The sequence below is a fragment of the Geobacillus sp. GHH01 genome (assembly GCF_000336445.1).
Lineage (GTDB): Bacteria > Bacillota > Bacilli > Bacillales > Anoxybacillaceae > Geobacillus > Geobacillus zalihae.
Genome location: NC_020210.1, coordinates 42323 through 64047 on the forward strand (window position 1 = coordinate 42323; position 21725 = coordinate 64047).

Below are 21725 nucleotides of genomic sequence, written 5' to 3' on the forward strand. Positions count from 1 at the left end.
GAAACTTTTTTATTCTTTTTCTTTGTCTGTTGCTGCTTCTAGATGCTGTTGGATCTCCTGCAGCAAAATTTCCGCGCCTTCGCGGCTTAAAATGATTTTGCCGCCGGCCAGTTTGAAGTTGTCGTCCGACACTTCGCCGGTGACGACACACGTCATGTTCGGCTTATACTTTTTCAAAATGATGCGGTCATCGTCAACATAAATTTCCAACGCATCTTTTTCGTTAATATCCAACGTACGTCGCAGCTCAATTGGAATGACGACGCGGCCTAACTCATCGACTTTACGCACGATCCCTGTCGATTTCATCGTCGATTCTCCTCTCCGCAAAAAAGTTTTTTGTCGTTTATTCGTCAATATTCGACAAATTTCCTACAACCTAATCATATCAGTGTTTCCATTAAGCGTCAATCCTTTAATATGTAAAATTTAAAAAAAATGTATATTGTTATTTCAAAAAAAAGTTTGTTTAGAAAGAAAGGAGAAAACGAATGAATTTGCCCATCTAAACTCTATCCTTGTATAACAAATTCGCAGCGATGGTTGAAAACGCGGCCGTATTTTTGCCGGTTTGGGTATATTTTTTCAGCCCACGAGAAATAGATGTTTTTGTAGAATGAAAAAATTATGTAAAATAGAAGTAACGCCGCTCTCGTCGCCGGACGGGGGCTTTTGTGCTCAACAGTACGAGGGAGGGCCTAACCGATGGAGAAAAAAACGTTTTATTTGACGACGCCGATTTATTACCCGAGCGACCGCCTGCATATCGGTCATGCTTACACAACGGTGGCGGGGGACGCCATGGCTCGCTATAAACGGATGCGCGGCTACGATGTCATGTATTTGACCGGCACCGATGAGCATGGGCAAAAAATTCAGCGCAAGGCGGAAGAAAAAGGAGTAACGCCGCAGCAATACGTCGATGAGATCGTCGCTGGCATTCAGGAGCTATGGAAGAAGCTCGACATTTCCTACGACGATTTTATTCGCACAACGCAGGAGCGGCATAAAAAAGTCGTCGAACAAATTTTCACCCGTCTTGTCGAACAAGGCGATATTTATTTGGGCGAATATGAAGGCTGGTATTGTACGCCGTGCGAATCGTTTTACACTGAGCGGCAGCTTGTGGACGGCAACTGTCCGGACTGCGGCCGGCCTGTTGAGAAAGTGAAAGAAGAGTCCTATTTCTTCCGGATGAGCAAATATGTCGACCGCTTGTTGCAATATTACGAAGAAAATCCCGATTTTATCCAACCGGAATCGCGGAAAAATGAGATGATCAACAACTTCATTAAGCCGGGGCTTGAGGATTTGGCTGTGTCCCGGACGACGTTCGATTGGGGCATTAAAGTGCCAGGCAATCCGAAGCATGTCATCTATGTCTGGATCGACGCGCTTGCCAACTATATCACAGCGCTCGGCTACGGCACGGACAACGATGAAAAGTTCCGCAAATATTGGCCGGCGGACGTCCATTTGGTCGGCAAAGAAATCGTCCGTTTCCATACGATTTATTGGCCGATTATATTGATGGCGCTCGGCTTGCCGTTGCCGAAAAAAGTATTCGGCCATGGCTGGTTGCTGATGAAGGATGGAAAAATGTCCAAATCGAAAGGCAATGTCGTCGACCCAGTGACGCTCATCGACCGGTATGGGCTTGATGCGCTCCGCTATTATTTGCTGCGGGAAGTGCCGTTCGGCGCTGATGGCGTGTTTACGCCGGAAGGATTTATTGAGCGCATCAACTATGACTTGGCCAACGACTTAGGCAACTTGTTGCACCGTACCGTGGCGATGATCGAGAAATATTTCGACGGCGTTATTCCGCCATACCGCGGGCCGAAAACACCGTTTGACCAAGAGTTGGTGCAAACGGCGCGCGAAGTGGTGCGTCAATATGAAGAAGCGATGGAGGGAATGGAGTTTTCCGTCGCGCTCGCCGCTGTTTGGCAGTTGATTAGCCGGACGAACAAATATATCGATGAAACGCAGCCATGGGTATTGGCGAAAGACGAACAGAAACGGGATGAGCTTGCCGCCGTCATGACCCACTTGGCTGAATCGCTTCGCCATACGGCAGTGCTGCTCCAGCCGTTTTTGACGCGCACGCCGGAGCGCATGTTCGCTCAGCTCGGCATCACGGATCATTCATTAAAAGAATGGGATAGCTTGTACGATTTCGGCCTCATTCCGGAAGGGACAAAAGTGCAAAAGGGAGAACCGCTCTTCCCGCGCCTCGACATCGAAGCGGAAGTGGAGTACATTAAGGCGCATATGCAAGGGGGCAAACCGGCCGCCGAACCGGTAAAAGAGGAAAAAAAAGCAGCGGAGGCGGCGGAAATTTCGATTGACGAGTTCGCCAAAGTCGATTTGCGCGTCGCTGAAGTCATCCATGCGGAACGTATGAAAAACGCCGATAAGCTGTTGAAGCTTCAGCTTGACCTTGGCGGCGAGAAGCGGCAAGTGATCTCCGGCATTGCTGAGTTTTACAAACCAGAAGAACTCGTCGGCAAAAAAGTCATTTGCGTCGCCAATTTAAAACCAGCCAAGCTTCGCGGCGAATGGTCGGAAGGCATGATTCTAGCCGGAGGCAGCGGCGGGGAATTTTCGCTGGCGACGGTTGATCAACACGTGCCGAATGGAACGAAAATCAAATAACGGTTTGCTTGGCAGGGGGGTGTTGCGCTTGACACCTCCTTGTCGCTATTTTGTAATGGAAATGTTAACGAAATGTGACGTATGTAACCAATTTCTATGCTACACTTAACATCAAGGTGGAAAAGAGGGCATTAGTATGCTGTTTGATACGCACGCACATTTGAATGCAGTCCAATACGAAGAAGATTTGGAACAAGTCATTGAACGCGCCCGCGATGAAGGGGTTTCACACATTGTCGTCGTCGGGTTTGACCGTCCGACGATCGATCGGGCGATCGAGCTGGCCGAGCGGTATCCGTTTATTTATGCGGCGGTTGGCTGGCATCCGGTTGATGCGATCGAGATGACGGACGATGATTTGCAGATGATTGAACAGCTCGCCGCTCACCCGAAAGTCGTGGCGCTCGGCGAGATGGGGCTTGACTACCATTGGGATAAATCGCCGAAAGACGTGCAACAAGAGGTGTTCCGGCAGCAAATCCGGCTGGCTAAAAAGGTGAAGTTGCCGATCATTATTCATAACCGTGAGGCGACGGCAGATATTTTAAAAATTTTGCAAGAGGAAAACGCCGCCGAAATCGGCGGGATTATGCATTGTTTCAGCGGCAGCGTCGAGGTGGCCAAACAGTGCATGGACATGAATTTTCTCATTTCCCTTGGCGGACCGGTCACGTTTAAAAATGCGAAAAAACCGAAGGAAGTGGCGAAGGAGATTCCACTCAGCCATTTATTGATCGAAACCGACTGTCCATATTTAACGCCTCACCCTTTCCGCGGCAAACGAAACGAGCCGAGCTATGTCAAATACGTTGCCGAAGCGATCGCACAGATCAAAAACATTTCTTTTGCCGAAGTAGCGGAAACAACGGCGGAAAATGCCAAAAAATTGTTCGCCATCGACCGCTAAAATTAGGCGTCGAACAGCGGGGAAGCTTGTCGAAGGTGCGGCGAAGACGATAAAATTCTACAAATTCAGCCGATATGAGCCAACCGCGTGTCGACAAGTCTTCCTTCCTTTTTCACTGAATTTTCTGCATAATAGAGTATGCTCGTGCGTACATGTTAAAGGGAGAGGGGAATTCCGTAGAAAAAGGAGGCGTTCATCTGATGTTGCCGAATGGGAGGAAATGGCTGGACTTATGGAGGAAAAACGTGACCGTCACAGCGGGCGGGTTTCTCGCCATCTCCGCGACGACAGGGGTTGCTGGATATGAGATGGCCAAAGACGATGTGACGCTGATCAAAAACGGAAACAAACAAGAAATTCGCACTCATGCGAAAACGGTGAAAGAGCTGCTTGCGGAGCAAAACATTCAGCCGCGCAAAGAAGATTATGTTTATCCGTCCTTGCATTCGCCGATCACCGACGATCTCCATATTGTTTGGGAAGCAAGCAAAGAAGTGACGCTGACAGTCAATGGAAAAAAGAAAAAGATATGGACGACAGCCGATACGGTCGCGGAGCTGCTCCGTTCGCAGCACGTGGCGGTCGGGGCGTATGACAAAGTGGCGCCGGCGCTTTCGGCGAAAATTCAAAAAGGCATGGACATCGGCGTTGAAAAGGCGTTTCCAGTCCACGTCAATGTCGGCGGTAAACAACAGCAGGTATGGACAACTTCGACTACGGTCGCTGACTTTTTGAAGCAGCAAGGGATTCAGCTAGGTCAACTCGATCGGATAGAGCCCTCCTTGCATGAAACGGTCAAAGAACAGATGACCATTCGCGTGATCCGAGTAAAAAAAGTCACCGATGTAGTGGAAGAACCCGTCGACTTTGCCGTGGTGACAAAACGGGATGACTCATTGCCGAAAGGAGAGCGGCGCGTCATTCAGCCTGGAGAAAAAGGGATGGTTCAAAAAACGTATGAGGTGACATTGGAAAACGGCAAAGAAACGGCGCGCAAACTAATCGCTGTGAAAACGCTAAAAGAAAGCAAGGCGCGCATTGTCGCCATCGGCACGAAAACGGTGCGCCAAGCTGCCGCGCCCGACCGCCCGTCCTCGCGCGGCTCGGACCATGCCGCGAAGGAATTTTACGTCACCGCCACCGCCTACACTGCCTATTGTGCAGGCTGTTCAGGCATAACAAGCACGGGCATCAACTTGCGCAAAAATCCTTCCGCTAAAGTGATTGCGGTCGACCCGTCCATCATCCCCCTTGGGTCGAGAGTGTATGTGGAAGGATACGGATATGCCATTGCCGCTGACACCGGCTCAGGCATCCGCGGATATAAAATTGATGTGTTTTTCCCGGAACGGTCGGATGCGTTTCGTTGGGGCAGAAAGCGCGTGAAAATACGGGTATTGCCATAGAGATGCGATGGGAGAACGAAGCGGAGGGTTTTTTCCCTCTGCTTTTTTTCGCTATAATGGCATTGTGCCGCGACAATGCGCGCCGCTTCTGCTAAATTAGACGATGCAAACGGAAAAAAAGTTTCAGCGAAATTCAAAAAATAATAAGGGAATGAAGCGGCTTTCGGCGATGATTCGCCTTACTTTTGATTTTACCGGAAAGGAGGCATTGCAGAAATAGGAAAAAGGGACGATTCCGTTGTTTCTGCAATGGGAGGATGAAGATCAAAGAAGTGATCGTTGTGGAAGGAAAAGATGATACGGCGGCGATCCGGCGCGCCGTCGATGCCGATACAATCGAGACAAACGGAGCAGCAGTGGGCGCGGATGTCATTGAGCGGATCAAGCTGGCGAAAGAGCGCCGCGGCGTGATCATTTTTACCGATCCCGATTTTCCCGGCGAAAAAATTCGCCGCACGATTGCCGAACAGGTGCCGGGGTGCAAGCATGCCTTTTTGCCGCGCGAGGCGGCCAAAGCGAAAAACGGCAAGGGCATCGGGGTTGAGCACGCGTCCCCTGACGAAATCCGTCGGGCGCTCGCCAACGTGTATGAAGAGGCGTCGGATTGGAAGGAAGAAATTACGTTTGCTGAACTGATCGAGGCTGGGTTGATCGGCGGCGCGATGGCGCGCCGGCGGCGGCAGCGTCTTGGCGAGGAGCTGAAAATCGGCTATGCGAACGGTCGGCAGTTTCATAAGCGGCTGCAAGTGTTCCGCATTTCCCGTGATGCTTTTTATGCCGCGTTAGCGCACGTGATGCAGGAGGAGGCGGACGATGTATAAAGATATTGCAACACCGGGGCGGACGAAAGAAATTTTGGAGCGATATGGCTTTTCGTTTAAAAAGAGCCTTGGGCAAAACTTTTTGATCGATGCGAACATTTTGCGGAAAATCGTGGATGTTGCCGACATCTCCCCTGATACAGGAGCGATTGAAATCGGACCAGGCATCGGAGCGTTGACGGAACAATTGGCGCGGCGGGCGAAAAAAGTCGTCGCTTTCGAAATCGACGGCCGACTGTTGCCCATTTTGGCCGACACGCTGTCTCCTTATGACAATGTGCGCATCTTTCACCAAGATGTATTAAAGGCCGACTTGCATGCCGTCATCGCCGAGGAATTGGCTGATGTAAGCGACCGGATGGTCGTCGCCAACTTACCTTATTATGTGACGACACCGATCATTATGAAGCTGCTTACCGAGCGGTTGCCGATCCGCGGCATGGTCGTCATGCTGCAAAAAGAAGTCGCCGACCGTCTTGCCGCTAAGCCAGGGACGAAAGATTACGGCTCGCTGACGATCGCTGTGCAGTATTATACCGAAGCGGAAGTCATCATGACGGTGCCGCGCACCGTCTTTATGCCGCAGCCGAACGTTGATTCTGCTGTCATCCGGCTCGTAAAGCGGCAGCATCCGCCTGTTGTTGTCGACGATGAGGGCGTGTTTTTCCAAGTGGTGCGGGCAAGCTTCGCCCAGCGCCGCAAAACGCTGTTCAACAACTTAACAAACAATTTGCCGGGAGGAAAAGAGAACAAAGAGCAAATTGAACGAGTGCTCGTTGCTTTGGGCATTGACCCGCGCCGACGCGGAGAGACGCTTGACATCGCTGAGTTTGCTTCATTAAGCAACGCGTTGGCACCGCTTTTCGGCAAATGAAGGAGTCGTAAAGAAAGCGCTCCTCTGGGGGGGCAGCGGTCTTTTCGTCAACCAAAGCCGTCCAAACAGGCGTCTATCACCTATTGTCCGCACGTGCATATCGTATGGATGACAACGATTATGCAATGGAGTGAGCGGTGATGGACGTCATTAAAATCGGCGATATTGTCGCCCGCAAGTCTTACCAATGTGATTTATTGTTCCGAGTGATTGATATGAAAGAAAAAAACGGCGAGTGGGAAGCGATTTTGTATGGTGAAGATGTGCGCCTCGTCGCGGACGCTCCGTGCAGCGATTTAGTCGTCATCGATGAGCAGGAGCAACAGGAACGGAAAAAGCGGGAAATCGAGCTGATCGAACAATCGTATCGGCTTTTTCGCCAAGATTATCAGGCGATCAAGCAAAAAGTCGAATATCGGGCGACCGGCGGATACCGGGTGGAGAAAGATTTTTTTCAAATTCCGGGGCGCGTCCTCCATTTGGATGGCGACCCGTTATATTTGCGCAAATGTATGGATTTGTATGAGCGGATCGGCGTGCCGGTGCACGGCATTTACTGCGAGGAAAGCGAAATGCCGGAAAAAGTTGGCTACTGGATCGAGCAGTTTCGCCCTGATATTTTAGTCATCACCGGGCATGATTCGTATTCGAAGTCAAAAGGAAAGGTGCATGAGTTAAAAGCGTACCGCCATTCGCGCCATTTTGTGCAAACGGTGAAAGAGGCGCGCAAAAAAGTGCCCCATTTGGACCAACTGATCATTTTCGCCGGCGCCTGCCAGTCGCACTTTGAGTCGCTCATCCGCGCTGGGGCGAATTTTGCCAGTTCACCAGCGCGGGTGAACATTCATGCTCTGGACCCCGTCTATATCGTTTCGCGCCTCAGCTTCACCCCGTTCACCGAAACGGTCGACGTATGGGATGTGTTGCGCAACACGTTAACCGGGGAAAAGGGGCTTGGTGGGGTGGAAACGAAAGGCGTGCTCCGCACCGGGATGCCGTTTCGCCTCATTGAGGATCGAGAGGAAAACCGCCGCAGTTGATGGGCGGTTTTTTCTATACGTCCGTCGCATTTTTTTACAAAAAAGTTCCACATCACACATAAAAAGAAGGATATTGTAGAAAAATATACATTGACAGAAATAAAAATGCCCTGATATAATTTTTATTTTTTGACTTTAGACATCATCTTTGTTATAATTACAAATAGTGAGGTGGATGATGAATGCCAAAGACTTTATCCGATATTAAAAAAACGCTGGATTCCAATATCGGGAAACGGTTGACGCTGCGGGCCAACGGCGGACGCAGAAAAATGATTGAGCGTTGTGGTATTTTGGCGGAAACATATCCATCCGTATTTGTCATTGAGCTGGATCAAAAAGAGAATTCGTTTGAACGCGTATCGTTCAGCTACGCCGACGTATTGACAGAGACGGTAAAGTTGACGTTTTGGGATGATGAGCAAGCAGGGGGGCAGTAGACAGATTTGTTTGCTGCTTTTTTGCTTTTTGTTTTTTGTTTTGTCATAAATAGGTGACGTGAACGACTCCCACTTCGCTTTGCTTGAAGCGGGAGTTTTCTTTCGGAACTATGATAAAACCGCCCCCTTTATTTCATACTAAAACTGCCGCAGCCGCCTTTTGCCCGGCCAAATGCAAAGCCGGCTTGTTGATGCGCCGGCGGGTTGCCAAACGTTTCATGCCATAGCGCCAATGAACATGGAAAGGGGTTGCTGACATTGGGTCGACGCCGCGGGATTATGTCGCAACGCTTGAAAGAAGAGCTGGCGAAAGAGTTGGGCTTTTACGATGTCGTGCAACGTGAGGGGTGGGGCGCCATCCGCGCGAAAGACGCAGGAAACATGGTCAGATTGGCGATTGAACGGGCGGAGCGGCAGCTGGCCGGAACAACGGAATAGCGCCGGCAGCGGGGCGTGTTGCGGCGAGGGTGTCCCGCGAACGGGGCGCCCTTTTTTTGCATACATATATTGTTTGGCGTCGTCGCCAGAACATGGTAATATGATAAAATGGGTTGACGAAAGAAAGGCGGATGAGACGGGGCAAAGACGGCGGAGACGGAAAGCAGCCGATGGATGCCGATCCGCTTATTCATGATTGCGCGTGGAAGTAGGTGAGGATGAGTGAGGTTGTCGATAAAAGCGCCGGCGAAAATCAATTTGTCACTCGACGTTCTTTATAAGCGCCCGGATGGTTACCATGAAGTGAAAATGGTGATGACGACGATCGATTTGGCCGATCGCATTGAGCTTGTCGCGTTGCCGGAGGAAGATGCGATCCGCATCGTTTCGCAAAACCGCTTTGTGCCCGATGATTGCCGCAACTTGGCGTATCAGGCGGCGAAGCTTCTTAAAGAGACGTTTTCGATCCGCCAAGGGGTGGCCATTTCGATTACGAAGCATATTCCGGTGGCCGCCGGATTGGCGGGAGGAAGCAGCGATGCGGCGGCGACGCTGCGCGGGTTGAACAAGCTTTGGCAACTCGGATTGACGCTCGATGAACTGGCAGAGCTTGGGGCGAAAATCGGCTCGGATGTCGCTTTTTGCGTCTACGGCGGAACCGCCTTGGCGACGGGGCGCGGGGAAGTCATCACTCCGATCGCTTCACCGCCGCCGTGCTGGGTTGTGCTGGCCAAGCCCCCGATCGGTGTATCGACGGCGGAAGTGTACCGAAACTTGGAACTTGAGCGTGTCAGCCATCCGGACGTCGATGCGATGGTGAGAGCGATCGAGCGGCAAGATTATGCGGCGATCTGCCGGTTGGTCGGCAATGTTCTTGAGGAAGTGACGTTGAAAAAATATCCGGAAGTCGCGCATATTAAAGAACAAATGAAGCGGTTTGGCGCTGATGCGGTGCTGATGAGCGGCAGCGGGCCGACCGTGTTTGGACTGATCGAGCACGATTCCAGAATGCAGCGGGTATACAATGGGTTGCGCGGCTTTTGTGACCAAGTGTTTGCGGTGAGAATGTTAGGAGAACGACATTCTCTTGATTAAACACGTACATTTTTGTTAAAATATATTTATAATATTCGGTTTCAGGAGGTCGGCTATGAAGCTAAGGCGAAGCGGCCGTTTAGTTGATATGACGCATTATCTTCTTGAACGGCCACATCAGCTCATTCCGCTGACATTTTTTGCCGAGCGGTACGAATCGGCCAAATCGTCGATCAGCGAAGATTTGGCCATCATTAAGCAGACGTTCGAGCAGCAAGGAATCGGAACCGTTCGGACGCTGCCCGGCGCTGCCGGCGGCGTGCAATACATTCCAAAAATGGATGCTGAGGAAGCGGAAGAAGTGGTTGCGTATTTGTGTGAACAACTGTCGCGTCCGGATCGGCTTCTTCCCGGCGGATATTTGTATATGACCGACATTCTTGGCGATCCCCGCATTATGAACAAAATCGGCCGCCTTTATGCGTCGATGTTTGCCGACCGTCCGGTGGATGTCGTCATGACGATCGCCACCAATGGGATTCCGTTCGCGTATGCCATCGCCAACTTTTTGTATGTGCCCGTTGTCATCGTCCGCCATGACAATAAAGTGACAGAAGGACCGATGGTAAGCATCAATTACGTATCCGGCTCGTCCAAACGCATCCAAACGATGGTCCTATCGAAGCGCAGCTTAGCGGAAGGAGCCAATGTGCTCATCGTTGACGATTTTATGAAGGCGGGGGGTACAATCAACGGCATGATCAGTTTGCTTCAGGAGTTTAACGGCAATGTCTCCGGCATTGGCGTGCTCGTGGAGTCGGAAGAGGCAAAAGAGCGATTGGTCGATGAATACATTTCGCTCGTCAAACTGTCCGAGGTGGATGTAAAAGAAAAGAGGATCTCTGTTAAGGAAGGCAATTACAAAGCGTTTTTGTAGCAGCTTGCTGCTTGACATAAAAATCAAGAAAGGAGACTGGCTCATGAGAAAAGTAGAGACAACGAAGGCGCCGCAAGCGATCGGCCCGTATTCGCAAGGCATCATCGTCAACAACATGTTTTACAGCTCGGGGCAAATCCCGCTCACCCCAGAAGGGGAACTGGTGAAAGGCGACATTCAGGCGCAGACGCATCAAGTGTTCCAAAACTTGAAAGCCGTATTGGAAGCGGCCGGAGCTTCGCTCGATACAGTGGTGAAAACGACCGTATTTTTAAAAAATATGGATGATTTTGCGGCGATGAATGAAGTGTACAGCCAATACTTCCCGAACCATAAGCCGGCGCGCTCATGCGTGGAAGTAGCCCGGCTGCCGAAAGATGTCCTTGTCGAAATTGAAGTCGTTGCCCTCGTTCCGTAATGATTAGCCCCACTTTTTCCCTACATAAAAATTTATAAAAAATTTTTCGAAAAAAGAAGGAAATGACTCGAACACGTGGAATTCATTACATCGAGTCTCATATAGGGGAAAAGGTGGTGAGCAAAATGGAAGTGACAGACGTAAGATTACGCCGCGTCAATACCGAAGGACGGATGAAAGCGATCGCCTCCATTACGTTGGACAACGAGTTCGTCGTCCATGACATCCGCGTCATCGACGGAAACAATGGGCTGTTTGTCGCGATGCCGAGCAAGCGCACACCAGATGGGGAGTTCCGTGATATCGCTCATCCGATCAATTCCGCCACGCGCGGGAAAATCCAGGAGGCGATCCTCGCTGAATATCACCGCCTCGGGAAGTTGGAAGAAGAACTTGAAGAAGCTGGCGCTTCGTAAACATATGAAAGGGAGCTTAGGTGAAATTCACCAAGCTCTCTATTTTTTTGAAAGCCGTATTGTTTCCTTGAAAAGTGCCACTGATTCATATATATTCAATTATGGATAAAAGGGTAATTGGAGGCCTTTCACATGAAACGATATGCGGTCATTTTGGCGGCCGGACAAGGGACGAGGATGAAATCGAAGCGGTATAAAGTGCTTCATCCCATTTGCGGCAAGCCAATGGTTCAGCACGTCATCGACCAAGTGTCAAAGCTTGGGGTGGAAAAAGCGATTGCGGTAGTGGGATTTGGAGCGGAACAAGTGAAAGAACAGCTCGGCTCCCAGTGTGAATATGCCCTGCAGGAGGAGCAACTCGGGACGGCGCATGCAGTCATGCAGGCGGCTCCGCATTTGCGCGGTCTTGAAGGAGTGACGATTGTCGTCTGTGGGGATACGCCGCTCATCACCGCTGAGACGATGGAGATGCTCATCGAGCATCATATGGCCGCCAAGGCGAAGGCGACCGTGTTGACGGCCATCGCTGATGATCCGTCCGGATATGGCCGCATTGTCCGCAACGAGGCTGGCCATGTCGAGAAAATTGTCGAACATAAAGATGCGAGCGAGCAAGAGCGGAACATCCGCGAGATTAACACAGGAACGTACTGTTTTGACAATGAGACACTGTTTCAAGCGCTTACAAAGGTGACGAATCAAAACGCTCAAGGCGAATATTATTTAACGGATGTGATTGAAATTATCAAAGCGGACGGCGGCGTTGTATCCGCCTATCAGGCGCCGTCGTTTGAAGAAACGATCGGTGTAAACGACCGCATCGCTCTCGCTGAAGCGGAGCGGATCATGCGTGCTCGCATTTGCCGTCAACATATGAAAAACGGAGTCACGATCATCGATCCGGCTTCCACTTATATTTCCGCCGAGGCGGTGATCGGGCGTGACACAGTCATTTACCCCGGCACGGTGATTGAAGGCGAGACAGTGATCGGTGAGGATTGCGTCATTGGGCCCAATTCGGAAATTAAAAATTGCTATATCGGCCATCGCACATCGATTCGCCATTCGGTCGCCCATGACAGCGAGATTGGTTCGGATGTGACGATCGGCCCGTTCGCCCATATTCGTCCGCTGTCAAAAATCGACGATGAGGTGCGGATCGGCAATTTCGTCGAGGTGAAAAAATCGACGTTCGGCAAAGGAAGCAAGGCGTCGCACTTGAGTTATATCGGCGATGCTGAAGTCGGCGCCGATGTCAATCTTGGCTGCGGGTCGATTACGGTCAACTACGACGGCGTGAATAAGCATATGACCAAAATCGAAGACGGGGCGTTTATCGGTTGCAACGTCAATTTGATCGCCCCTGTTACGGTCGGTCAAGGCGCTTACGTCGCCGCGGGATCGACGATTACAGACGACGTTCCCGGCCGCGCACTTGCCATTGCCCGCGCCCGGCAAGTCAATAAAGAACATTATGTTGATCGCCTGCCAGGCAAGAAAAAATCTTAGCGGAGGTCTATCATGTCTGACTGTCAGCATCAATTAAAATTGTTCGCTCTGAACTCGAACATGAAGTTGGCGAAGGAAATTGCAGAAGTCATGGGAATCGAGCTCGGCAAATGTTCCGTTTCCCGTTTCAGCGACGGGGAAATTCAAATCAACATTGAAGAAAGCATCCGCGGCGACGATGTGTTCGTCATTCAATCGACGAGCGTGCCGGTCAATGAGCATTTGATGGAGCTGCTTATCATGATCGACGCGTTAAAGCGCGCCTCGGCCCGCACGATCAATATCGTGATGCCGTATTACGGCTATGCCCGTCAAGACCGGAAAGCGCGTTCGCGCGAACCGATTACAGCGAAGCTGGTCGCCAACTTGCTCGAGACGGCCGGGGCGTCGCGCGTCATCACGCTTGATTTGCATGCCCCTCAAATTCAAGGATTTTTCGATATTCCAATCGATCATTTGATGGGTGTGCCCATTTTGGCGGATTATTTCAAAAGCAAACAATTGGAGGATATTGTCGTCGTCTCTCCGGACCATGGCGGTGTCACAAGGGCGCGCAAGCTCGCTGACCGTTTGAAAGCACCGATCGCCATTATTGATAAGCGCCGGCCGAAGCCGAACGTGGCGGAAGTGATGAACATTGTCGGGCAAGTGGCGGGGAAAACGGCTATTTTGATTGATGACATTATCGATACAGCCGGCACGATTACCCTTGCAGCCAACGCCCTCGCCGAGAATGGGGCGAAAGAAGTGTATGCATGTTGCACCCATCCGGTGCTGTCCGGTCCGGCGATTGAGCGCATCCAAAATTCCAGAATCAAGGAGCTTGTCGTCACCAATTCAATTGCCTTGCCAGAAGAGAAAAAAATTGATAAAATTGTAGAGCTGTCGGTGGCGCCGCTCATTGCCGAGGCCATTAGCCGCGTGTATGAAATGAAGTCTGTCAGCGTCCTGTTCGACTAACGCAGGAAAACATGTTTAGCCCTTCTTGTTTTAGGATAAAGTAGACAATAGATTCTAATTCAGGAAGGTGAGGAAACATGGCGATTGTGTTGGAAGCGAAGGAACGCGCAGACAAAAAACGTTCAACATTGCACCGCATTCGTTCACAAGGCGGCATTCCAGCGATTTTGTACGGCAAAAAAGTCGAAAACAAAATGATTTTCGTCAGCACTGCAGAGCTGGAGAAAGCGCTTCGTGAAGGCGGGCGCACAAGCTTGCTGACGCTGAAAGTCGGCGGTGAGGAACATTCCGTGTTGTTGCGCGAACTGCAGCGCGACCCGTTGCGTGGCGAGTTGCTTCACGCCGATTTTCAAGCGGTTGATCTATCGACAGAAGTTGATATTGACGTTGAAGTTCGCTTAGTGGGCGAGGCGCCTGGCGTGAAGGATGGCGGCGTGTTGCAGCAAAACTTGCATGAGCTGTCCATCCGCGTCCTGCCGGCAAACATTCCTCCAGTGATCGAAGTGGACATTTCCGGACTGCAAGTCGGTGATACCGTCACCGTTGGCGACGTGCAAACGGACGGCAAATTTGAAATCAATCATGAACCCTCCGAAGTGATCGCCACGATCTTGCCGCCGCAACAAGAGGAAGAAATCGATAGCGGCGAACAGCAAGAGGCAGGGCAGCCTGACGCTGCGGAAGGAAGAGAAACGACGCCAGAAGAGTGACAGACGTAACCGTTTCGGTTACGTCTTTTGTAGTATCATGCAAAGAGAGGAGCGCGAGGATTGAAGCTGTTTGTCGGGCTCGGCAATCCGGGCAAGGAGTATGAGCAAACAAGGCACAATGTCGGCTTTTTCGTCATCGACGAACTGGCGAAGCGCTGGAATGTATCGTTAAAAACCGCTAAATTTCGCGGCTTGTTTGGAACGGCGTCCGTTTCTGGCGAAAAAGTAGCATTATGCAAGCCGTTGACATATATGAATTTATCAGGAGAATGTGTTCGCCCACTTATGGATTACTACGACATTGCCATCGATGATGTCATCGTCATTTACGATGACCTCGATCTCCCGCCAGGGAAAATCCGCCTTCGCTTAAAAGGGAGTTCCGGCGGCCATAACGGCGTCAAATCGCTCATTCACCACCTTGGCACCGAGCAGTTTAAGCGCATCCGCATCGGCATCGGCCGGCCGGCCGGCGGTCAGCCGGTCACGGACTACGTGCTAGGCCGATTTACAGAAGAGGAGAAACCGGCGGTGGACAAAGCGGTGCTGCGGGCGGCCGATGCGTGTGAACAGGCGGTGAAGGCGCCATTTATTCAAGTGATGAATGATTTTAACGAGTGAATATTTTCCTCTGAACTGGTGCACAATGTGAGTACGGGAGGCGGCCGAAGCGTCGGCTTTTCCTGCCTTGTGGACGGAACAGCAGGTGCCCAGTGAGGAGGTTGGCTTGAATGGCGCTACATTACTATTGCCGCCATTGCGGTGCAAAAGTCGGAACGATTGAGCAAATGCCGATATACAGCGAGAAACTGGGATTCCACCACTTAACGGAAGAGGAACGGCTCGAGATGATTTCGTATGAACCGAACGGTGACATTCATGTGAAAACGATTTGCGAAGACTGTCAAGAGGCGTTGGCGCGAAACCCGGAATGGCATCAATACGAAAAATTCATCCATTAAGGGCGGCTTTGGGCGACCAAAGCGTTTTTGCGTTTGCGAAAGAATAGTGAGACGGAAAGAAACTGGCGTTGAGAGGAGGGAGAATAGGGGTGCTTTCGTTGCATCGCTATTTAGCTGAAAACCAAGATGTCCGTACGATCATCGAGGGGCTCCATGTCCGTTTGAAGGAACAGCTTGTCGCCGGGCTGTCCGGATCGGCCCGGTCTGTTTTTATTTCCACGCTTTACAAGGAGACAGGCCGGCCGCTGTTAGTCGTCTCTCACAATTTGTTTCAGGCGCAAAAAATGTATGACGATCTCGTTTCGTTGCTCGGGCCGGAAGACGTGTTCCTTTATTCAGTAAACGAAGTGATCGCCGCTGAGATGGCGGTCGCCAGCCCGGAGCTGAAGGCACAGCGCCTAGAGATTATGAACCATTGGGCGCAAGGCGGAAAAGGAGTCGTCGTCTGCCCGGTCGCCGGCTTGCGGCGTTTGTTGCCGCCGCCGTCGCTTTGGAAGCAGTATTTGTTCACCTTCTCCGTTGGACAAGAGTTCGATGTAGAACGTTGTAAACAGAAGTTTGTGCAAATGGGGTACAAACGGGTCGGCACCGTTTCCGCCCCCGGAGAGTTCAGCGTCCGCGGCGGCATCATCGACATTTATCCATTGACCGCTGAGCTTCCGTACCGCATCGAGCTGTTTGATACGGAAATCGAATCGATTCGGACGTTCACCCCTGACGACCAACGTTCGCAAGGGCAAATCGAGCGCATCATGATCGGGCCGGCCGATGAAATCATTCTCGATGGTGAGACGCGGCGCCGAGGAATCGAGCGGATTGAAGCGGGGCTTGCGTCGAGTTTGGAGACGATGAAAGATGAGGCCGCCAAACAGCGGATGTATGAACATATTCACGCTGAGCTTGAGCAATTGCGCGAGGGGCAGGAAATCGAGCAACAATATAAATATATGTCCCTTTTTTATGAAAAGGTTGCGAGTTTGCTAGATTACCTGCCAGAAGACGGCGTGCTGCTCATGGATGAAATGAGCCGGCTGCAAGAGGCGGCGGAACGGTTGGACCGCGAAGAGGCGGAATGGTATACGAGTTTGCTTGACGGCGGGAAAATGATTCATGGCGTGCCGCTTTCGCATTCGTTTTCTGAATTATTGCAAAAACATCGATTCCAGCGGGTATACTTATCGTTGTTTTTGCGCCATGTTCCGTATGCCCACCCACAAAACGTCGTCAATATTACGTGCAAACAGATGCAAAACTTCCATGGGCAAATGGCGCTTCTTCAATCCGAAGTCGAGCGATGGACAAAGGCAAACTATGCGGTCGTGTTTTTGGCGCCAAATGCAGAGCGGGTGAAAAAGCTGCAATCATTGCTTCAAGATTATGAGATTGACGCGCTGCCGCTCGCGCGCGATGCGGCTTTGCTGCATGGCAAATGCCAGCTCCTTGAAGGAGATTTAAATACCGGGTTTGAATTGCCGTTGCAAAAAATTGCCGTCATCACAGAAGAAGAGCTGTTCAAAAAACGGGTCAAACGCCCGGTGCGCCGGCAAAAGCTGTCCAACGCCGAGCGGATCAAAAGCTACGCCGAATTGCAAGTCGGCGACTACGTCGTCCATGTCAACCATGGCATCGGGAAATATTTAGGCATCGAGACGTTAGAAATCAACGGGGTGCATAAAGACTATATTCATATCCAGTACCAAGGCGGCGATACGCTGTATGTTCCGGTCGACCAAATCGATCAAGTGCAAAAATACGTCGGCTCGGAAGGAAAAGAGCCAAAAATTTACAAACTCGGCGGTTCGGAATGGAAAAAGGTCAAAAGGAAAGTGGAATCATCCGTCCAGGATATTGCTGAAGATTTAATCAAGCTGTACGCCGAGCGTGAGGCAAGCAAAGGATATGCGTTTTCGCCGGACACCGAGATGCAGCGCGAATTTGAAGCGGCGTTTCCGTATCAAGAGACGGAAGATCAGCTTCGGTCGATTGAGGAAATTAAGCGTGATATGGAGAGCGACAAACCGATGGACCGCCTCCTTTGCGGCGATGTCGGCTACGGGAAGACGGAAGTGGCGTTGCGGGCGGCGTTTAAAGCCATTATGGACGGCAAACAAGTGGCCTTTCTTGTGCCGACGACGATCCTAGCCCAACAGCATTACGAAACGGTGCGCGAACGGTTTCAAGGGTTTCCGATCAAGGTTGGTCTGTTAAACCGATTTCGCACGAAAAAACAGCAAGCCGAGACAATCAAAGGGTTGAAGGACGGCACGATCGATATGGTCATCGGCACGCATCGGCTGCTGTCGAAAGACGTGAAGTTTAAAGATTTAGGCTTGCTCATTATCGACGAGGAGCAACGGTTTGGCGTGGCGCATAAAGAAAAAATCAAGCAGCTGAAGGCGAACATCGACGTGCTCACCTTAACGGCGACGCCGATTCCGCGTACGTTGCATATGTCGATGATCGGCGTGCGCGATTTGTCGATCATCGAGACGCCGCCTGAAAACCGATTCCCGGTGCAAACGTATGTCATGGAATATACGCCCGAACTCGTCAAAGAGGCGATTGAACGTGAGCTCGCCCGCGACGGGCAGGTGTTTTTCCTTTACAACCATATTGAAGACATCGATTTGAAAGCGGAAGAAATCGCACAGCTTGTCCCGGAAGCGCGCGTCACTTACGTGCATGGCCGCATGTCGGAAACGGAGCTCGAATCGACCATTTTGGCGTTTTTGGAAGGGCAATACGATGTGCTGGTGACGACGACGATCATTGAAACGGGCATCGATATTCCGAATGTCAACACGCTCATCGTCTATGACGCCGACCGGATGGGATTGTCGCAGCTGTACCAGCTGCGCGGGCGCGTCGGCCGCTCCAACCGCGTCGCTTATGCGTATTTCACCTATCGGAAAGATAAAGTGCTCAATGAAGCGGCAGAAAAGCGGCTGCAAGCCATTAAAGAGTTTACCGAGCTCGGCTCTGGTTTTAAAATTGCCATGCGCGATTTGTCGATCCGCGGCGCGGGCAACATTCTCGGCGCCGAACAGCATGGCTTTATCGACTCGGTCGGATTCGATTTGTATTCGCAAATGTTGAAAGAAGCGATCGAGAAACGGCGCGGCATCAAGCGAGAAGACGAGCAGCCGGATGTCGTCATCGATGTCGAAGTCGACGCCTATATTCCGAGCACATACATTGCAGACGAATTGCAAAAGATCGAGATGTACAAGCGATTTAAGGCAGTGGAGACGCTCGAAGACATTGAGGAGCTGCGTGAGGAAATGGTCGACCGCTTCGGCGATTATCCAGATGAAGTTGCGTATTTGTTCCAAATTGCGGAGTTGAAGGTGTTGGCCAAGCAGCTTGGCGTCGAATCGATGAAGCAACATAAGCAGCAAATTGACATCTTGTTTACTGAACCGGCATCGAAAACGGTGGAAATCCAGCGTCTATCTGACATTGGACGCCGGCATGGCCGCTTATTCGGGTTTGGCATGGACGGAGCGAAGTTGAAAATTGTGCTCTATATCAAGGAAATGAAGCCGCACGAGTGGCTGATGATTTTAGAAGAGACGCTGCGGCGGCTGTCTGGGGTGGAAAAAGAGAAGTCGGTGACGGCATAATCAAGAAAAAGTTTTATGATGTTTATCGTTTCCTGCATGTGGCGATAATGAAGGATGGGCAATTTTATCTAAAATGGCCAAAATCACTTTCATCACGTATAGAACGTGGATTGTGAAGGATACTAATGACAACAATGGTGAATTCCCCATTGCAAGGGTTCATCGGAGTATCCTTCAAATCCTAGATGAAAGTGAGGGTATACAAGGCATGAAAGCAACCGGTATTGTTCGTCGCATTGATGATTTAGGGAGAGTTGTTATTCCGAAGGAAATTCGCAGAACGTTGCGCATTCGCGAAGGAGATCCGCTCGAAATATTTGTTGACCGCGATGGAGAAGTCATTTTGAAAAAATATTCGCCGATCAGTGAATTAGGCGACTTTGCCAAAGAGTACGCCGAAGCGCTGTTTGACAGCCTCGGCCAGCCTGTGCTCATTTGCGACCGCGATGTATACATCGCTGTCGCCGGCGTTTCGAAAAAAGAGTATATGAACAAAAGCGTCAGCCCGTTGGTGGAAAAAGCCATGGAAGACCGCAATTCCATCCTCCATACGGAGGAAGGGGAAGTCGAGCTCGTTGACGGGATGACGGAAACGTTGAAATCGTATACGATCGGCCCGATTGTCGCCAACGGCGATCCGATCGGAGCCGTCATCATTTTATCGCGGGAGAAAACGCTTGGTGAAGTGGAGCATAAAGCAGTAGAAACAGCCGCCAGCTTTTTGGCTCGACAAATGGAACAATAGGCGAAACAACAAGGCAGCTTCACAGGCTGCCTTTTTTTCCGCCCGGCAAATGGGGGCGAGATGCCTTGAATCCCGGAATCGCTTCCACATCCTGCTTTTTTCGTCCGCCTGGCTTGCGGAACAGCGCATGAAGCCGTGCGAGTTGACCATCACCTTTGTCCAACAGGCGGAAGTTGCGCTATAATATCGAGCGTAGCCATCATGGCGCTTGGCGGCTTCTATTGCCCTCCGGCGTCTAGGTTTGAGTGGGTTGTCTATGCGAGGGGAGAAACTGGATGGGAAACGTATGGAAAGGGGCGGCGATCTTAACGGCCGCCGCTTTGGCCGCAAAACTATTAAGCGCTTTGTACCGTGTTCCGTATCAAAATATGGTCGGGGACATTGGTTTTTATATTTACCAACAAGTATACCCGATTTATGGCATCGTCGTCGCACTCTCGCTGACCGGCTACCCGGTTGCCGTCTCGAAGCTTGTCGCCGAGCGGTTGGCGGGACAGGATGAAGCGGGCGCTGCCGCTAGTGTGCGCGTCGCCTTGTTGGTGTTAAGCGTCCTTGGCGTCATCCTGTTTGCTTCGCTGTATCTAGGGGCGGGGGTGATTGCCTCGGCGATGGGCGATGGACGGCTTACGCCGCTCGTGCGCTTGCTTTCATTTTCGTTTTTGCTGTTTCCGCCCATCGCGTTGTTGCGTGGCTATTTCCAAGGGCGGCATGATATGACGCCGACGGCGGCGTCCCAAGTTGGCGAGCAATTCGTGCGGGTGGCGGCGATTTTAGGGCTGTCGTATGGAGCGGTGCAGCGCGGCGCCGACGTCTATGCTTGCGGCATGGCAGCGGTCGCAGGGACGCTAATAGGCATGGCGGCGGCGCTTTTCATTTTGCTTTTCTTCCTGTCCCGGCGTCGGCGCCTAAAAACGTCGGGCCGCACGCCGCCAGCTTGGGATCGACAGGTGGGCCGGCGTTTATTGACGGCGGGGACGGTCATTTGCTTGACGAATATGGCGTTGACGCTGATTCCACTCGTCGATTCATTTTTATTCGTTCCGCTTCTACAGGAAGCGGGGGCAAGGCTCGATGAGGTGCAGCGGCTAAAAGGAGTGTACGACCGCGGTCAGCCGCTCATTCAGCTCGGCACGGTCGTCGGCACGTCGTTTTCATTGGCGCTTGTTCCACTTCTTTCCGGAGCGCGCCGCCAAGGTGCCGTTTTCGCCTATGGAGCGCTGTCCATCCGGCTTGCCGTTGTCATTGGGCTTGGTGCTTCGTTAGGGCTCATTTGCCTCATTCGACCGATCAATGCGATGTTGTTCGAGAATGACTACGGTTCGTCGGTTCTCGCCGTCTTGTCCTCCTCTGTCTTTTTTACTACGATCGCGTTGACCGCCTCTGCATTATTGCAAGGAATGGGGAGGGAATGGACGGCCGCTGCCGGCGTGGCGTTGGCAGTGGCGGGGAAGGCCGCGCTTATGCATTGGCTTGCTCCGCGGTTTGGAGCGCTTGGCGCCGCCGCGGCGACGACGGGTGCTTATGCGCTCATGGCAGGCTTTTTATGCGCCTTTTTGCCGCGTGAATATCGGACGGCGGGCCGGAAATACATGTACCCAACCGTGAAAGCGGCCGCTATGATGGCCGTCGTCTTGCATGGGTATAGGTGGCTGATGGACAGCTCGAGCGAGGGGCGGCTATGGGCGGCTGCCGAGGCGCTTGGCGGCGTTGCCATCGGTGCTGTCGTTTACCTTGCGTGTATTGTGAAAGGACATGTTTTTTCTGAACAGGAGTTGGCAGCTTTCCCATTGGCTAATAAATTCCGTCTACGATTAGGAGGCAGGTGA

At 51.5% G+C, this 21725-nt stretch carries 21 protein-coding genes; 20 read left to right on the forward strand and 1 reads right to left on the reverse strand.

What is annotated here, in order from left to right:
• Positions 1 to 9: 9 nt before the first annotated feature.
• On the reverse strand, positions 10 to 309 hold the full coding sequence (locus GHH_RS00205; RefSeq protein WP_011229546.1) for an AbrB/MazE/SpoVT family DNA-binding domain-containing protein: 300 nt from the start codon (positions 307 to 309) through the stop codon (positions 10 to 12).
• 396 nt (positions 310 to 705) lie between these two features.
• Here GHH_RS00205 and metG point away from each other — a divergent pair, with 396 nt between their 5' ends.
• The 20 genes from metG to GHH_RS00310 all read left to right on the forward strand — a co-directional run bounded on the left by metG (position 706) and on the right by GHH_RS00310 (position 21725).
• Positions 706 to 2658, forward strand: a complete 1953-nt coding sequence (metG, locus tag GHH_RS00210) for a methionine--tRNA ligase (protein ID WP_015373699.1) — start codon at positions 706 to 708, stop codon at positions 2656 to 2658.
• Positions 2659 to 2794: 136 nt separating this feature from the next.
• Positions 2795 to 3565, forward strand: a complete 771-nt coding sequence (locus GHH_RS00215; protein WP_011229548.1) for a TatD family hydrolase — start codon at positions 2795 to 2797, stop codon at positions 3563 to 3565.
• Between the two features lie 200 nt (positions 3566 to 3765).
• On the forward strand, positions 3766 to 4971 hold the full coding sequence (locus GHH_RS00220) for a G5 and 3D domain-containing protein (protein ID WP_015373700.1): 1206 nt from the start codon (positions 3766 to 3768) through the stop codon (positions 4969 to 4971).
• 257 nt (positions 4972 to 5228) lie between these two features.
• Entirely contained in the window at positions 5229 to 5792 is a 564-nt protein-coding gene (gene rnmV / locus GHH_RS00225) for a ribonuclease M5 (RefSeq protein ID WP_014194568.1), read from the forward strand.
• The gene (rsmA, locus tag GHH_RS00230) at positions 5785 to 6666 is read left to right on the forward strand and encodes a 16S rRNA (adenine(1518)-N(6)/adenine(1519)-N(6))-dimethyltransferase RsmA (RefSeq protein ID WP_011229551.1); all 882 of its coding nucleotides are present in this window, start codon (positions 5785 to 5787) and stop codon (positions 6664 to 6666) included. The genes rnmV and rsmA overlap by 8 nt, the downstream gene beginning before the upstream one ends.
• A 140-nt stretch (positions 6667 to 6806) precedes the next feature.
• On the forward strand, positions 6807 to 7706 hold the full coding sequence (yabG, locus tag GHH_RS00235) for a sporulation peptidase YabG (protein WP_011229552.1): 900 nt from the start codon (positions 6807 to 6809) through the stop codon (positions 7704 to 7706).
• A gap of 182 nt (positions 7707 to 7888) precedes the next feature.
• Positions 7889 to 8146, forward strand: coding sequence for a biofilm formation stimulator Veg (gene veg / locus GHH_RS00240; RefSeq protein WP_011229553.1), 258 nt, complete (start codon positions 7889 to 7891; stop codon positions 8144 to 8146).
• A gap of 258 nt (positions 8147 to 8404) precedes the next feature.
• Positions 8405 to 8584, forward strand: coding sequence for a small, acid-soluble spore protein, alpha/beta type (locus GHH_RS00245; RefSeq protein ID WP_013143961.1), 180 nt, complete (start codon positions 8405 to 8407; stop codon positions 8582 to 8584).
• Positions 8585 to 8806: 222 nt separating this feature from the next.
• Entirely contained in the window at positions 8807 to 9679 is an 873-nt protein-coding gene (ispE, locus tag GHH_RS00255; protein ID WP_015373701.1) for a 4-(cytidine 5'-diphospho)-2-C-methyl-D-erythritol kinase, read from the forward strand.
• A 55-nt stretch (positions 9680 to 9734) separates the two neighbouring features.
• Positions 9735 to 10556, forward strand: a complete 822-nt coding sequence (purR, locus tag GHH_RS00260; RefSeq protein WP_015373702.1) for a pur operon repressor — start codon at positions 9735 to 9737, stop codon at positions 10554 to 10556.
• A gap of 43 nt (positions 10557 to 10599) precedes the next feature.
• Entirely contained in the window at positions 10600 to 10974 is a 375-nt protein-coding gene (locus GHH_RS00265) for a RidA family protein (RefSeq protein WP_011229557.1), read from the forward strand.
• Between the two features lie 125 nt (positions 10975 to 11099).
• Positions 11100 to 11390 (forward strand): septation regulator SpoVG, encoded by a 291-nt coding sequence (spoVG, locus tag GHH_RS00270; RefSeq protein WP_003247437.1) that lies wholly within the window; start codon positions 11100 to 11102, stop codon positions 11388 to 11390.
• 132 nt (positions 11391 to 11522) lie between these two features.
• A complete protein-coding gene (gene glmU / locus GHH_RS00275; protein WP_011229558.1) occupies positions 11523 to 12899 on the forward strand; it encodes a bifunctional UDP-N-acetylglucosamine diphosphorylase/glucosamine-1-phosphate N-acetyltransferase GlmU in 1377 nt (458 codons plus the stop codon).
• A 12-nt stretch (positions 12900 to 12911) separates the two neighbouring features.
• The gene (locus GHH_RS00280; protein WP_011229559.1) at positions 12912 to 13859 is read left to right on the forward strand and encodes a ribose-phosphate diphosphokinase; all 948 of its coding nucleotides are present in this window, start codon (positions 12912 to 12914) and stop codon (positions 13857 to 13859) included.
• Between the two features lie 77 nt (positions 13860 to 13936).
• Positions 13937 to 14569: a 50S ribosomal protein L25/general stress protein Ctc gene (locus tag GHH_RS00285; protein WP_015373703.1), complete on the forward strand. Its 633-nt coding sequence runs from the start codon at positions 13937 to 13939 to the stop codon at positions 14567 to 14569.
• A 60-nt stretch (positions 14570 to 14629) separates the two neighbouring features.
• A complete protein-coding gene (pth, locus tag GHH_RS00290; protein ID WP_011229561.1) occupies positions 14630 to 15190 on the forward strand; it encodes an aminoacyl-tRNA hydrolase in 561 nt (186 codons plus the stop codon).
• Positions 15191 to 15300: 110 nt separating this feature from the next.
• A complete protein-coding gene (locus GHH_RS00295; RefSeq protein WP_011229562.1) occupies positions 15301 to 15531 on the forward strand; it encodes an anti-sigma-F factor Fin family protein in 231 nt (76 codons plus the stop codon).
• Between the two features lie 89 nt (positions 15532 to 15620).
• The gene (gene mfd, locus GHH_RS00300; RefSeq protein WP_015373704.1) at positions 15621 to 19154 is read left to right on the forward strand and encodes a transcription-repair coupling factor; all 3534 of its coding nucleotides are present in this window, start codon (positions 15621 to 15623) and stop codon (positions 19152 to 19154) included.
• A 208-nt stretch (positions 19155 to 19362) separates the two neighbouring features.
• Positions 19363 to 19899, forward strand: coding sequence for a stage V sporulation protein T (spoVT, locus tag GHH_RS00305; protein ID WP_011229564.1), 537 nt, complete (start codon positions 19363 to 19365; stop codon positions 19897 to 19899).
• 275 nt (positions 19900 to 20174) lie between these two features.
• Positions 20175 to 21725, forward strand: coding sequence for an oligosaccharide flippase family protein (locus tag GHH_RS00310; RefSeq protein ID WP_015373705.1), 1551 nt, complete (start codon positions 20175 to 20177; stop codon positions 21723 to 21725).

Excerpts from the sequence above, each read along its gene's own strand:
- yabG (WP_011229552.1), top strand. The coding sequence starts at position 6,807 with ATGGACGTCATTAAAATCGGCGATATTGTCGCCCGCAAGTCTTACCAA.
- GHH_RS00265 (WP_011229557.1), top strand. The coding sequence starts at position 10,600 with ATGAGAAAAGTAGAGACAACGAAGGCGCCGCAAGCGATCGGCCCGTAT.
- purR (WP_015373702.1), top strand. The coding sequence starts at position 9,735 with ATGAAGCTAAGGCGAAGCGGCCGTTTAGTTGATATGACGCATTATCTT.
- rsmA (WP_011229551.1), top strand. The coding sequence starts at position 5,785 with ATGTATAAAGATATTGCAACACCGGGGCGGACGAAAGAAATTTTGGAG.
- GHH_RS00295 (WP_011229562.1), top strand. The coding sequence starts at position 15,301 with ATGGCGCTACATTACTATTGCCGCCATTGCGGTGCAAAAGTCGGAACG.
- GHH_RS00285 (WP_015373703.1), top strand. The coding sequence starts at position 13,937 with ATGGCGATTGTGTTGGAAGCGAAGGAACGCGCAGACAAAAAACGTTCA.
- GHH_RS00205 (WP_011229546.1), bottom strand. The coding sequence starts at position 309 with ATGAAATCGACAGGGATCGTGCGTAAAGTCGATGAGTTAGGCCGCGTC.
- spoVT (WP_011229564.1), top strand. The coding sequence starts at position 19,363 with ATGAAAGCAACCGGTATTGTTCGTCGCATTGATGATTTAGGGAGAGTT.
- spoVG (WP_003247437.1), top strand. The coding sequence starts at position 11,100 with ATGGAAGTGACAGACGTAAGATTACGCCGCGTCAATACCGAAGGACGG.
- GHH_RS00215 (WP_011229548.1), top strand. The coding sequence starts at position 2,795 with ATGCTGTTTGATACGCACGCACATTTGAATGCAGTCCAATACGAAGAA.
- GHH_RS00280 (WP_011229559.1), top strand. The coding sequence starts at position 12,912 with ATGTCTGACTGTCAGCATCAATTAAAATTGTTCGCTCTGAACTCGAAC.
- GHH_RS00310 (WP_015373705.1), top strand. The coding sequence starts at position 20,175 with ATGGGAAACGTATGGAAAGGGGCGGCGATCTTAACGGCCGCCGCTTTG.
- metG (WP_015373699.1), top strand. The coding sequence starts at position 706 with ATGGAGAAAAAAACGTTTTATTTGACGACGCCGATTTATTACCCGAGC.
- veg (WP_011229553.1), top strand. The coding sequence starts at position 7,889 with ATGCCAAAGACTTTATCCGATATTAAAAAAACGCTGGATTCCAATATC.
- GHH_RS00220 (WP_015373700.1), top strand. The coding sequence starts at position 3,766 with ATGTTGCCGAATGGGAGGAAATGGCTGGACTTATGGAGGAAAAACGTG.
- rnmV (WP_014194568.1), top strand. The coding sequence starts at position 5,229 with ATGAAGATCAAAGAAGTGATCGTTGTGGAAGGAAAAGATGATACGGCG.
- glmU (WP_011229558.1), top strand. The coding sequence starts at position 11,523 with ATGAAACGATATGCGGTCATTTTGGCGGCCGGACAAGGGACGAGGATG.